12 protein-coding genes are annotated in these 12968 nt (G+C 40.4%); 4 read left to right on the top strand and 8 right to left on the bottom strand.

Annotation, left to right across the window (positions count from 1 at the left end):
- Positions 1 to 45: 45 nt before the first annotated feature.
- Entirely contained in the window at positions 46 to 588 is a 543-nt protein-coding gene (locus ASF86_RS11375) for a cysteine hydrolase family protein (protein ID WP_056482196.1), read from the top strand.
- A gap of 43 nt (positions 589 to 631) precedes the next feature.
- Here ASF86_RS11375 and acs read toward each other — a convergent pair whose 3' ends face one another.
- Positions 632 to 2581 carry an acetate--CoA ligase gene (acs, locus tag ASF86_RS11370; RefSeq protein ID WP_056482193.1) on the bottom strand — a complete coding sequence of 650 codons (1950 nt, stop codon included), beginning with the start codon at positions 2579 to 2581 and terminating at the stop codon, positions 632 to 634.
- A 294-nt stretch (positions 2582 to 2875) separates the two neighbouring features.
- On the opposite strand from acs, the gene ASF86_RS11365 reads away from it, so the two are divergent.
- Positions 2876 to 3451, top strand: coding sequence for a DUF805 domain-containing protein (locus tag ASF86_RS11365; protein ID WP_017391034.1), 576 nt, complete (start codon positions 2876 to 2878; stop codon positions 3449 to 3451).
- Between the two features lie 113 nt (positions 3452 to 3564).
- The gene (locus tag ASF86_RS11360; RefSeq protein ID WP_056482190.1) at positions 3565 to 4539 is read left to right on the top strand and encodes a mechanosensitive ion channel family protein; all 975 of its coding nucleotides are present in this window, start codon (positions 3565 to 3567) and stop codon (positions 4537 to 4539) included.
- Here ASF86_RS11360 and ASF86_RS11355 read toward each other — a convergent pair.
- The 5 genes from ASF86_RS11355 to prfB all read right to left on the bottom strand — a co-directional run bounded on the left by ASF86_RS11355 (position 4536) and on the right by prfB (position 9402).
- The gene (locus ASF86_RS11355; protein WP_056482187.1) at positions 4536 to 5246 is read right to left on the bottom strand and encodes a 16S rRNA (uracil(1498)-N(3))-methyltransferase; all 711 of its coding nucleotides are present in this window, start codon (positions 5244 to 5246) and stop codon (positions 4536 to 4538) included. The two genes, ASF86_RS11360 and ASF86_RS11355, sit on opposite strands and share 4 nt — an antisense overlap.
- Entirely contained in the window at positions 5243 to 6535 is a 1293-nt protein-coding gene (locus ASF86_RS11350) for a 3-deoxy-D-manno-octulosonic acid transferase (RefSeq protein WP_056482184.1), read from the bottom strand. The genes ASF86_RS11355 and ASF86_RS11350 overlap by 4 nt, the downstream gene beginning before the upstream one ends.
- 158 nt (positions 6536 to 6693) lie before the next feature.
- Positions 6694 to 7752 carry an alkene reductase gene (locus tag ASF86_RS11345; RefSeq protein ID WP_005038037.1) on the bottom strand — a complete coding sequence of 353 codons (1059 nt, stop codon included), beginning with the start codon at positions 7750 to 7752 and terminating at the stop codon, positions 6694 to 6696.
- A gap of 30 nt (positions 7753 to 7782) precedes the next feature.
- Positions 7783 to 8085 (bottom strand): ArsR/SmtB family transcription factor, encoded by a 303-nt coding sequence (locus ASF86_RS11340; protein ID WP_002121891.1) that lies wholly within the window; start codon positions 8083 to 8085, stop codon positions 7783 to 7785.
- Between the two features lie 221 nt (positions 8086 to 8306).
- Positions 8307 to 9402 (bottom strand): peptide chain release factor 2 gene (gene prfB, locus ASF86_RS11335; protein ID WP_155860173.1). Its coding sequence is split into 2 segments (ribosomal slippage): positions 8307 to 9329 and positions 9331 to 9402, totalling 1095 coding nucleotides; the frame shifts between segments, so codons are not numbered across the junction.
- Positions 9403 to 9794: 392 nt separating this feature from the next.
- Here prfB and ASF86_RS11330 point away from each other — a divergent pair.
- Positions 9795 to 10562: a putative porin gene (locus ASF86_RS11330; protein WP_005038035.1), complete on the top strand. Its 768-nt coding sequence runs from the start codon at positions 9795 to 9797 to the stop codon at positions 10560 to 10562.
- Positions 10563 to 10610: 48 nt separating this feature from the next.
- Here ASF86_RS11330 and recJ read toward each other — a convergent pair whose 3' ends face one another.
- Together recJ and pdxH are read right to left on the bottom strand one after the other, a co-directional pair.
- Entirely contained in the window at positions 10611 to 12311 is a 1701-nt protein-coding gene (gene recJ, locus ASF86_RS11325) for a single-stranded-DNA-specific exonuclease RecJ (protein ID WP_045433732.1), read from the bottom strand.
- The gene (gene pdxH / locus ASF86_RS11320; RefSeq protein WP_056482178.1) at positions 12312 to 12968 is read right to left on the bottom strand and encodes a pyridoxamine 5'-phosphate oxidase; all 657 of its coding nucleotides are present in this window, start codon (positions 12966 to 12968) and stop codon (positions 12312 to 12314) included.

Genomic DNA, 12968 nt, shown 5'->3' with positions numbered 1-12968 from the left:
GCAGAGAATAATCTTGTTTTATCTCATATCAACAAGAGTGATCTCATGAAACAAGCACTATTAATTATCGATGTACAAAATGATTATTTTAAAAATGGCAAAATGGAATTGGTTGGAACAGAGCAAGCGCTCGATAAAATAAAACAACTCGAACAATATTTTAGCGAGAAAAACTTGCCAATCATTTATGTGCAACATATTAACCCACCACAGGCCAGCTTCTTTCAAGAAAATACCGACGGTGTTTTACTTCACTCTGAACTTAGCGCACACGATGAGTCACTAATCGTAACAAAGCATTATCCAAACAGTTTTTTAGAAACCAATTTAGATGAACTTTTAAAAGCACATCAAATTGAGCAACTCGTGATTACAGGCATGATGACGCATATGTGTATTGACTCAGGGACACGTGCCGCTAAGGAGTTAGGTTATCAACCAATCTTAATTGCAGATGCCACCGCAACACGTGCTTTAAGCCATGACGGAAAAACTGTAAAAGCTGAAGACGTGCAAACTGCTTTTTTAACTGCGCTTAGTACGTTTGCGAATGTACAGAATACTGCCGATTTTCTAGCGAAATCTTAAATAAGGTTCAATAAAAAAGCCCCATTTGGGGCTTTTTTAAAAATTAGTTTTGCTTATCAGGATAGACCGTTGCGATTAACTGATCTACCACAGCAGGTTCAGCTAAGGTTGAGGTATCACCTAAACTATCTAACTCATTTGCCGCGATTTTTCTTAAAATACGGCGCATGATTTTACCAGAACGTGTTTTAGGTAATGCTGGTGCCCAGTGTAGTGCATCTGGCGAAGCCACTGGTCCAAGTACTTTACGTACCCAGTTAATTAACTCTTTACGCAGCTCTTCCGACTCTGGAACACCCGCTTGTAAGGTCACAAAAGTACAAATACCCTGCCCTTTAATGTCATGTGGCATTCCCACCACCGCAGCTTCAGCTACTGATTCATGCGACACCAAAGCACTTTCAATTTCAGCCGTACCCAGACGGTGACCTGAAACGTTTAAGACATCATCTACTCGGCCCGTAATCCAGTAATAGCCATCTTCATCACGGCGAGCACCATCACCTGTAAAGTAGTTATTTTTAAAGGTCGAGAAATAAGCCTCAATAAAGCGATCCGGATCACCCCAAATGGTACGCATCTGGCCTGGCCATGAATCTTTAATGACTAGATTGCCTTCTGCTACACCTTCTAGCTCGTTACCTTCACCATCTACAATGGCAGGTTGAATACCAAATAACGGACGTGTTGCAGAACCCGGTTTTAAAGCTGTTGCTCCCGGCAATGGTGCAATCAAAATACCGCCAGTTTCGGTTTGCCACCATGTATCAACAATTGGGCAACGGCCTTCACCAACTACATTGTAGTACCAGTTCCAAGCCTCAGGGTTAATAGGTTCACCAACCGAACCGAGTAAACGTAAGCTACTACGGTTACTCTCACGAACATATGAATCGCCCTCACGCATCATGGCGCGAATCGCGGTTGGAGCCGTATATAAAATAGAGACTTTGTGCTTATCGACTACATGACCAAGACGTGCCCACGTTGGATATTGAGGCACACCTTCAAACATTAAGGTTGTGGTGCCATTTGCGAGTGGTCCATAGATCAGATAACTATGGCCTGTAATCCATCCTACATCGGCTGTACACCAGTACACATCATCTTGTTTTAAATCAAATACTTCTTTAAAAGTACTTGTTACATAGACTAAATAACCACCTGTGGTATGCAAGACCCCTTTAGGTTTACCTGTAGAACCAGATGTATAGAGAATAAATAATGGGTCTTCTGCCTTCATAGGCTCTGGAAGACAGTTTGCATCAACCTCCATAATAATAAGGTGATACCACAAATCACGACCCGGCTTCATTTCAATCGGGTTGGCATTACGGTAAACCACAACTACATTTTCAACACACTCTGTACCCGGCAACGCTAAAGCCAAATCGACATTTTCTTTGAGTGGTAACAACTTACCGGCACGTAGACTTGAGTCTGCCGTAATGACAAGTTTAGCTTGGCTATCTTCAATACGACTTGCTAAAGAGTCTGGTGAGAAACCACCAAATACCACACAGTGAACCGCACCAATACGAGCACACGCTAACATGGCAATTGCAGCTTCAGTGACCATTGGCATATAGAGCACAACGCGGTCACCTTTACCAATGCCATATTTCTTTAAAACGTTGGCAAAGCGGCAGACTTCATCGTGTAATTCTTTATAAGAAACAATTTTATGGCGAGAAGGATGGTCGCCTTCCCAAATAATTGCAGGTTTATGAGGATGTTCTTTAAGATGCCTGTCTAGGCAGTTTGCCGACACATTCAACTCACCATCAGCAAACCATTCAATTTTGAAATTGTCTTTGTCAAAACTCGTATTTTTAACTTGGGTAAATGGCTTTATCCAATCGACAATTTTAGCTTGCTCTGCCCAGAATTCATCTGGGTTCTCGATAGAGTGTTGATAACGTTTAAAGTAGTCTGCTTCAACAGTACGAGCTGTTTTTTTAAATTCCTCTGGTACTGGATAGATCTCATTCATACGCAACTTCCTTGATCTTGTGCATCCCATCTCGAGACTGTGGCTATTATTTTACTGGATCTTATTTGCATGCCTTTGCAGTATGATGACTCTTTCAAAGTCCAAACAATGCGACTTTGGTCACATATTAATCACTTACTCAAGCATACGAAATTGTGAACATTTTTATAAAATTAAGTTGATTTAAAACATTTGTCTATAGCTTTTACTTTTATAATTTTTTCAAGATTTGATGGTTTTGATCATCAACAAAGATTATTTTGTCTCTCATACGCAACACAGGAATAAAATAATATGTTTGCCCAAACAACCTCCTCGCGCCCACCACAGCTCCCTTTTAAAGATAGTCCTTTTTCAATTCATGGGCGCTTTAATCGTATGAGTTATTTAGGTGGATATGGACTAATCTATTTGCTTACCATAGTAGGCTACTTTATTTTGGCCTCGTTTCTTGGAAGTTTTCAGCTATCCAGCGATCTATTTAATTTTGAATTTTATAGCTCTCTTTCAGGCATTAGCGCTTTAGTCATCTGGGCTTTTTGGCTATTTCTGATCTATCTCAATATTGTTCTCGTTGTTCGACGTCTGCACGATTTAAATAAGAGTGGCTGGATGGGTTTGCTGTTGCTTATTCCGGTTGTTCAGTTCTTTTTTATGATTTATTTACTGCTTGCCTCAGGTACAGCAGGCACCAATCAATATGGTCCTGTTCGGCCTTCAACGTTTATAGAAAAACTCATGGCTTGGCTTATTTTAGTGGCTATTTTAATTAGCCTCATTTCAACAGCAGGAATTTTTTATTATTTCTCAGGGACCGATACCCTAGAGACACCGACACAAATCTTACAAAAAGGAACGGAATACTTTTAATTAAAAAACACTTTATTATTCAGATGAACTCATTATAGTAGGCGCACATTTTATCTCCTACTATGATGAAAGCTGAAAATTGCTTTCATAATTTTTTTTAATTGAGACTTGTCGTGGCTGATGAACAAACATCCTTAACAGATGTCGCAAAAAATACAGGCGAACTTTTGCAAGAGGCGGGTACTAAAACCACTCAAACGGTTTTAGCCCATACTGAAAAGTATCATGATGCCTATACCACAATCGATAAAATTGTGGATAGCTTCTGGGAACGTGTGCCTTATATTTGTATTGCGATTATCGTTTTTATTATTTTTTGGCTACTGACCAAATTATTTAAATTCTTTGTTCGCAAAACCTTAGAAAACCGCTCTTACACGCGTCAAAACCTTGTGCTTGTGTTGAACCGTGTAGGCAGTACAGCGATTTTATTCTTTGGTTTCTTAATTGCTTTAGTTATCTCGATTCCAGGGTTTACGCCAGGGCAATTAATGAGTGCACTAGGAATCGGTTCTGTCGCAATTGGTTTCGCATTTAAAGATATCTTTCAGAACTTACTATCAGGCATCTTAATTTTATTAAGCGAACCTTTCCGTATTGGCGATGACATTATTGTCAACAATATGGAAGGAACCGTAGAAGATATTCAAATCCGTGCGACCTTTTTACGTTCGCCTGATGGCCGTCGTATTGTTATTCCTAACGCGACTGTTTACACCAGTGCAGTAACTGTAAATACTGCATATCAACGTCGCCGCTGTGAATTTGTAGTCGGAATCGGTTATGAGGATGATGTCCAAAAGGCAAAAGCTGTCATTCTTAAATTACTCGACAACAGCCGTAATGTGCTTAGCCAACCTGCATTTTCGGTCAACGTAACGGCTCTTGCAGATTTCTCTGTCAATCTAACAGTTCGTTGGTGGGTAGACACAACGGAAACAACCACCTCTGCTTCGATTAGTGAAATTCAGGAAAGGGTTGTAGATGCGTTTGATGAAAACAACATCTCAATTCCATATCCGGTACAAGAAGTAAAAATGTATCGTGGTGATCAACCAGCTGAAGAAACCGTTAAGCCAAATGCTTAAGCTGCGAATAAACGCCCTAAAATATAAGAAATAGACGTTTCAGTTCTTAAAATACGGTTGCCTAAGCTCACTGCTTGGCAGCCGTTTTTTGTGAGCAAATCAACCTCATAAGGGATAAAACCACCTTCGGGTCCGACCACAACGCTACAGGCGTGATCAATATTAATTGGCATACTTTGCTCTGCATATGGATGGGCCACATAGGCAGGGCACTCTTCTGAAATAAATGTAGGTAAGACATCTTCAACAAAAGGCTTAAAGCGTTTATACATTTGAATTTCAGGAACAATCGTGTCCCCTGCTTGCTCAAGTCCCAAAGTAACGTAGTTGTCGATTTGCTGTAAAAAGGGAGTCTGCCAGTAACTTTTATCGACCCGATAACTATGAATCAGACTAATTTTTTCAACACCTAAAGTCACACTGTCCATGATTAAACGGCGTAAAACTTTAGGTCTGGGTAATGCCACAATTAAATGAACCGGCATTTTTGCAGGTACAGCTTCTTCATTGATAGGCCGAAGACAGACTTCTTGCTCGTTAATCGAAACAATTTCCGTGATATAACGTGCGCCGTTACGGATACCAACTTTCAGATTTTGGCCGACTGTAATATCAAGATGTTCACGTAAATGCTGTAATTGGCGCTTTGAGTGAATTGACCATGTGTCTGACTGAATATCTTCAGACTCTAGTAAAACGATATTCATGGTTTATCGGCCAAATACCGGTTAATTACGCCAATATGTTTTTGCAATGAGCCTTGATTACGTTGTAAGACCTTATGCGCCTGCTCAACTACTTGCTTTGCTGCTTCCGGCTCGGCTAAACATGCCATCCAGATTGCTACAACTTGCTCGGCGTCTTGGGCAATCAGTACACCATTTTCATCAATGAATTCATCAACAATCGTTTGGAAGTTAAAATAACGTGGTCCAATTACTGTTGGAACATTTAAAACCATAGGCTCTAAAATATTATGTCCACCGCCTGGCTCATTTAAAGAACCGCCCACAAAACACACCTGACTTAAGGCATACCATAACCAAAGTTCACCCATGCTATCGGCTAGATAAACCTGTGTACTGGTATGAATACTTTGGTTCAAACTTCTACGATGAGTAATTAAATCTAAGTTTTGGCAAATTTCAAATACTTCATCGAAACGTTCAGGATGTCGAGGTACAACAATACAAACTAAATCTGGATCTGACTTTAAATAAGGCTGAAGTGCCTGCAAAATTTGTTGTTCTTCTGGTGCATGTGTACTGGCAATTGTCAGGACTTTCCGTTGCCCCAAATACCATAGCTGGTGTAGCTTTGCGGCCTGATTTAAAAATGCTTCAGGGGCGTGAATATCAAATTTAATATTTCCAACCACCTGACTTTTTTGTTGATCTAAGCCAAGTTCTACATAACGTTGTCGAGTCGCATTATCTTGTGCCAACACCCAGTCAATTTGTTTCAGCATTCCTGCCGTTAGACCTGAAACTCGGCTATAACCTTTCGCTGATTTTTCTGATAACCGCGCATTTAACAATAAACATGGAACATGCTGCTGTTTGGCTTGATCGATTAAATTTGGCCAAAGCTCTGTTTCAACCAATGCTAAAAGTTTTGGCTGATACAACTCAAAAAATTGTTTTAAAAGATGCTTCTGATCAACAGGCAAATAAACTGCTTGAAACAAGTCTAAATAAGGGGCTTTTAAAAATAACGATTTGGCACGTGCCTGCCCCGTTTTAGTCGTATTGGTCACTAAAACAGGTTGTCCGAGTTTAAGATAATGCTCGATTAAAGGCTGCGCGGCGTTAGTTTCTCCAACCGAGACAGCATGGAACCAAATTGCTCTCACATTCTTCGGAGATTCAAACGGCCCAAATCTTTCAAGACATTCCTGATTATATAATTCCTGGCTTTCTGCACGTTTTTTTATCCGCCAGCGGTAAAAGGGTTTTAATAAATGAAGTGCGGTGTTGTACCAAAAAGGGGTCGCCAAGCGGTTTGCCTCAAATAGTCAAAATTTAAAAACTGGGGAAAATATAACATAGATAGAAAAAATGGCAGAGTTTCGATACCTAAACTCTACCATTACAAGAAAAGCGATTTACTGAGCTCATAAATGAACTAGGTCAGCAAACAGTCATTTCAAAAAATTTACGAAGCTTCTAGCGTTGGATAGTCTGTATAACCTTCAGCGCCTTTAGCGTATAAAGTCGTTGGTTGAAGTTCATTTAAAGGCAAGTCTTGCTCTAAACGCTGTAAAAGATCTGGGTTGGCAATATATGCTTTACCAAAAGATACTGCGTCAGCTTCACCATCACGCAAAATACGTTTTGCCGACTCTGGTGTTAGATTTTCATTAGCAATCCATACACCATTAAATTTTTCACGAAGTTTTGGACTAATGCTGTCGGCAGCTTCATATTCACGAGAGAAAATGAAAGCAACATTACGTTGATTCAATTGCTCAACGACATAACCAAATGTCGCTAACGGATTTTCATCACCCATATCGTGCGAATCACCACGCGGTGCAATATGAACACCAACTCGGCCAGCGCCCCACACTTCAATAAACGCATCAATCACTTCTAATAATAAACGTGCGCGGTTTTCAACTGGACCACCATACTCATCATTACGTTGGTTGGTGTTACTTTGAAGGAACTGGTCAATTAAATAACCATTTGCCGCGTGTAACTCAACACCATCAAAACCAGCTGCTTTAGCCAATTCTGCTGAATGTTTATATTGAGCTACAACCTCCTTAATTTCTTCAATTGAAAGCGCGCGTGGCGTTACATATGGACGTTTAGGACGTAATAAACTCACTTCACCCGCAGGTTGAATCGCACTTGGTGCAACAGGAGTATCACCATCTAAAAGCTCAGGATGCGAAATACGGCCCACATGCCATAATTGGGCTACAATTTTTGAACCTTGAGCATGAACTGCCTCAATAATTTTATTCCAAGCCTGTGCCTGCTCTTGTGACCATAATCCTGGAGTTTCTGCATAACCCACAGTTTTTGAACCAATTACTGTTGCTTCAGTCAAAATAAGACCGGCATTTGCACGCTGTTGATAATATTCAACCATTAAATCATTCGGTACTCGGCTTTCACCACTACGCGCACGCGTTAATGGAGCCATTACCAATCGATTTTTAATTTCAAAATCACCAACCGTTAAAGGAGTATTGAGTTCAGCCATAGTCGCCTCGACTTACACTTTAAATAGTAATTAAAGTGTTTGTTTTAAATGTTCGATATATTGCTGAATCAAAGCTTCGTTACGTGAAAAATAAGACCATTGACCATATTTTTGGACCTGAATTAGGCCCGCCTGTTGTAAAACAGACAAATGATTAGACATTGTAGACTGTGCTACTTTACCCAATCGTTCAATATGACCTGCACAAACACCCTTCTCAAAACTACCACCACATTCTTCCACCGGTAAATAATGCGCAGGTTCTTTCAACCATTGTAAAATTTGCCGACGTAGCGGATTGGAAAGGGCTTTGCTAATTGCATCAATATCCATAGGCTCAACACGTCTTTTAAACGAACAAAGCTTTATTCAGCATTTCGAAACCATAATATCGCATTTTTGCGATATTCATATCTATTTTTTCCGATATTCATATCGCATTTTTTCGATTAACATTCGAAGGCTGAACTGCTTTGCCGTTTTAATCGCTAAAAATCCAAGAGTTCTACATATTCATAGATGAACTGTATTTAAACTAAAAGTTCAGCAGACTCTTATAAACCTTGTTTTAAGCTCGCCTCAATAAAGCGATCAAGGTCACCATCAAGAACAGCACCCGTATTAGAGTTTTCAACGCCCGTACGTAAGTCTTTAATACGCGAATCATCTAATACATATGAACGAATCTGGCTTCCCCAACCAATATCAGACTTCGAGTCTTCTAAGGCTTGAGCCGCTTCATTACGTTTTTGCATTTCCAACTCATACAGTTTCGCACGTAACTGTTTCCATGCATGGTCACGGTTAGCATGTTGTGAACGTTGGTTCTGACACGCCACCACAATACCTGTTGGAGTGTGAGTCAAACGAACTGCCGAATCGGTTTTGTTAATATGCTGACCACCAGCACCAGATGCACGGTAAGTATCTGTACGAACATCAGAAGGATTAATATCAATTTCAATATTGTCATCAACTTCTGGTGAAATAAACACCGCAGAGAATGAGGTATGACGGCGGTTACCACTGTCAAATGGTGATTTACGAACTAAACGGTGTACACCTGATTCGGTACGTAACCAGCCATAGGCATATTCACCTTCAACACGAATCGTTGCAGACTTAATGCCTGCTACATCGCCATCAGATACTTCCATAAGTTCTGCTTTGAAGCCATGACGTTCAATCCAGCGCATATACATACGTAATAGCATAGATGCCCAGTCTTGTGCTTCAGTACCGCCCGAACCCGATTGAATCTCGACATAGCAAGGATTCGGGTCCATCGGATTGCTAAACATACGACGGAATTCAAGTTTAGCCAGTTCATCTTCGGCAGCACTAAGCTCAGACTGAACATCTTCAAGTAGACTTTCATCGTCGGCTTCTACGGCCAAATCTAGCATTGCTTTTGCATCTTCAAGCTGTGTTGCCAAACCGTCTAATACGTTAATAACGTTCTCAAGCTCGCCCTTTTCTTTCGCCATTGCCTGAGCACGGCTTTGGTCATTCCAAATCGCAGGGTCTTCTAACTCACGTAAAACTTCTTCTAAACGTTCTTTTTTCAGATCGTAGTCAAAGATACCCCCGTAGTGTTTGGCTACGATCAGTTAAGTCTTTCAATTGGTTTAGATAAGGATTAATTTCCACGCGAGTGTTCCCATAAAAGCAGATAAACAGTCGATTATTTTAGCATAGCTGCGGTTATCTTCGAACCTGCTTTGTATTTCTCATCATATTTCACTCATTTAATTTCTAAATTTTCTTCACTCCATTTTAAGTTTAATCTGTAATATCCACATACAAAATTGGGTACTTTTACAGCATTTTTTATGATCTACACAAAATATCCTCAATTTTAATAAAATAAAACATTCTTAATTTTTATTTAATAATCAATATATTAATTAAAACTCATTTACACAAAATGAACATGGTTACAATACGGTTACTTGAGCAAGATTGACGCATAAGCATTTTGGTCTAGACTAAAAGTTGTAACAAAACATTTATAAAATCGCTTTTTAGAGGGGAGAGATTCCATGAAAAAACTAGCAATTGCATCAGCTCTTTTATCTGCACTGGCAGTAAGTGGCGCAGCAAACGCTTACCAAGCTGAAGTTGGTGGTTCTTACAATTATCTTGATCCAGATGACGGCAGCAGTGTAAGCAAATTCGGTGTTGACGGGACTTATTACTTTAATCCTGTTCAAACTCGTAACGCTCCACTTGCTGAAGCAGCTTTCTTAAGCCGTGCAAGTAATGTTAACGCTCTTATCAACTATGGCGATAACAGCGGTACTAAAGACACTCAGTATGGCGTAGGTGTTGAATACTACGTTCCTAACTCAGATTTCTACCTTAGCGGTGATGTAGGCCGTAATGAGCGTGAAATCGATAACACCAATATTGATAGTAAAGTTACGACTTATGCTGCTGAAGTAGGTTATTTACCAGCTCCTGGTTTATTACTTGCTCTAGGTGTTAAAGGTTACGACGAAAAAGACGGTAAAGACGGCGCTGATCCAACAGTTCGTGCTAAATACGTAACTCAAGTAGGTCAACATGACGTAAACCTTGAAGCGTTTGGTGCGTTTGGTGACCTTGACGAATATAAAGTTCGTGGTGACTACTACATCGATAAAACTTTAAGTCTTGGTGTAGATTACTACAATAACGACTTAACTGATAAAGATGAATTTGGTATTAACGCTAAAAAATTCTTAAATCAACAAGTAAGTCTTGAAGGTCGTATTGGTTTCGGTGACAACGACAACACTTATGGTGTTCGTGCAGGATACCGCTTCTAATATCGCTTAAAAGCACATAAAAAAATCCGCTCTAATGAGCGGATTTTTTTATTGGTTTAAATGCACAATACGCAATTGTAAATTTACATTGCCATTAAATGCATTACGATCCATTTCATATACTAAATGAACTTCATCTCGCATAGGATTAAATTCAAAACGACCAGCTGCATTAAATGCAATCGCATCAAAAGTATATTGATCAAGGGCTAATCTAAGTTTTAGATGTGTTTCTTTAAGCCAGCGATAATCGACGACCTTAAAGTTCCCTTCAAACTGAGGAAAAGGGAATTTTTGCCCCCATGGTCCAAGCTGCTCTATCCAGTCTAATGTGTCTAGCTGCAAAGCAGAAGCTGGTAACTCTCCATCCGTCCATAGTGTTGCTTGGAATAGAGATTCTTCCATGGCTGCAACACAGCCAGTAAAAACAGTTTTAAAAGCATCAAAGTTTTCTTTTCGAATCGTTAAGCCAGCCGCTGCCGCATGTCCACCAAAATGGCTCACTAATTCTGGATGTTGTTCAGCAACTTGTTCAATTGTATCTCGAATATGCACGCCATCAATTGAACGCGCAGAGCCTTTAATATGGATACCATCTTCATCTGGTGCAAAAACAATAGTTGGGCGATGGAACTGTTCTTTTAAACGCCCTGCTACAATCCCAATCACACCTTGATGCCAACTCTCTTCAAAGAGTACAAGGGCTTGTGGAATATCTTCTTTTGAGAGTTGCAAACTATCTAAAGCAGACAAAGCTTGTTGCTTCATCTCCCCTTCTATCTGGCGCCGCTCTATATTGAGTTGATTTAATTGCTGAGCAATTGGATAGGCAGTTTCCATATTCTCTGCAAGTAAACATTCAATCCCAATACGCATGCTTTCCATACGTCCAGCAGCATTAATCCGGGGTCCTATAACAAATCCTAGATCTTGTGCACGTAATGAACTCGCCTCTCTACCAGCGATATCCAATAGCGCTAAAATTCCAACTCGGCATTGGTGTTGTTGGATTCGCTTTACACCTGCATCCACCAATATACGGTTGTTATAATCTAATACAGCAACATCTGCATAAGTTCCTAAAGCCACTAAATCTAGATATTGAGTGACTTTACTCGTGCTTTTGCCTTGCTTGTTACGTAAACTTGCCAAATTCGCCAGCACATAAAATGCAACGCCAACACCTGCAAGCGCTTTACTTGGGAAATCACAACCTAACTGATTTGGGTTAACAACTGCTTGTGCTGGAGGTGTTTCTTTAGTTGTTAAATGGTGGTCGGTAATAATGACCTGCATATCCAAGGCCTGAGCAGTTTCCACACCTGCATGGCTGGAAATACCATTATCAACAGTAATTAATAGATCTGGTTGATAAGTTTGATGAGCAAGCTCTGCAATTGCAGGCGTAAGCCCATAACCGTACTTAAACCGATCGGGAACCAAATAATCGACTTGTGCCCCCATATCACGCAGCACCAATACCATTAACGCGGTGCTGGTTGCTCCATCGGCATCATAGTCCCCGACAATAACAATCTTTTTTTGTTCATCAATGGCTTGATCCATTAATGCTACAGCGGTTTCTAGACCTTTAAGCTCTGGAGCAAGCAAATTCTTAAGCTTGAGCTCTAATTCCTGTTCAGATTGGACTCCACGTCTTGCCAAAATCTCGGCAATAAACGGCGGCACGCCCTGAAACTGTTCAGGGCGTGTCAATAAAGGTCTTTGTTTGATTTGTATTTTTGTCATTTAAGGCATCAGCCGGTGCAGCATCCATTGACCGTCGATTTTTTCATAACTCAAGCGGTCATGTAAACGATTTGGTCGCCCTTGCCAGAATTCATAATAATCTGGTTGCAGACGATAGCCTCCCCAGAACTCTGGCTTATTAAGCACTTCACGACTTTCGACTTGCTGTTGTAAGTCGTGAAAGCGCTGCTGTAATAGCTCTCTGCTTTCAATTTTACCACTTTGTGGAGTACTGATATGCGCTGCAATCTGGCTATCACGTGGCCGTTTAAGGTAATAGTCTGTAGATTCCTGTTCAGAAATTTTTACTACATGACCACCAACTCTCACCTGACGCTCTAGACTCGGCCAGTAAAATAATAATTCAGCATATGGGTTTTCTGCCAAATCTATACCTTTCTGACTGTCATAGTTAGTATAAAAATCATACCCAGCTTCTGTAGCACCACGCAACAAAACTGTTCGAACATGTGGTCTGCCATTAGCACCCGCTGTTGCTAACGACATGGCATAGGGTTCATGCAAATTGGCAGCTAGAGCATGATTAAACCAACCAAGAAACTGCTGATGAGGGTTTGATTCAACCTGCCCCTCATACAACTCACCTTGCTCATAGCTCAAGCGTAATTCACTTAAATCTTTAATGACATCACTCAT

The sequence above is a fragment of the Acinetobacter sp. Leaf130 genome, from assembly GCF_001423205.1.
GTDB classification, from domain to species: domain Bacteria; phylum Pseudomonadota; class Gammaproteobacteria; order Pseudomonadales; family Moraxellaceae; genus Acinetobacter; species Acinetobacter calcoaceticus.
The sequence above is the reverse complement of the archived record's forward strand: the minus strand, read 5'-3'. Positions and strand labels throughout refer to the sequence as shown.

Excerpts from the sequence above, each read along its gene's own strand:
- ASF86_RS11375 (WP_056482196.1), top strand. The coding sequence starts at position 46 with ATGAAACAAGCACTATTAATTATCGATGTACAAAATGATTATTTTAAA.
- acs (WP_056482193.1), bottom strand. The coding sequence starts at position 2,581 with ATGAATGAGATCTATCCAGTACCAGAGGAATTTAAAAAAACAGCTCGT.
- ASF86_RS11365 (WP_017391034.1), top strand. The coding sequence starts at position 2,876 with ATGTTTGCCCAAACAACCTCCTCGCGCCCACCACAGCTCCCTTTTAAA.
- ASF86_RS11355 (WP_056482187.1), bottom strand. The coding sequence starts at position 5,246 with ATGAATATCGTTTTACTAGAGTCTGAAGATATTCAGTCAGACACATGG.
- ASF86_RS11345 (WP_005038037.1), bottom strand. The coding sequence starts at position 7,752 with ATGGCTGAACTCAATACTCCTTTAACGGTTGGTGATTTTGAAATTAAA.
- ASF86_RS11340 (WP_002121891.1), bottom strand. The coding sequence starts at position 8,085 with ATGGATATTGATGCAATTAGCAAAGCCCTTTCCAATCCGCTACGTCGG.
- ASF86_RS11330 (WP_005038035.1), top strand. The coding sequence starts at position 9,795 with ATGAAAAAACTAGCAATTGCATCAGCTCTTTTATCTGCACTGGCAGTA.
- recJ (WP_045433732.1), bottom strand. The coding sequence starts at position 12,311 with ATGACAAAAATACAAATCAAACAAAGACCTTTATTGACACGCCCTGAA.
- pdxH (WP_056482178.1), bottom strand. The coding sequence starts at position 12,968 with ATGAGTGATGTCATTAAAGATTTAAGTGAATTACGCTTGAGCTATGAG.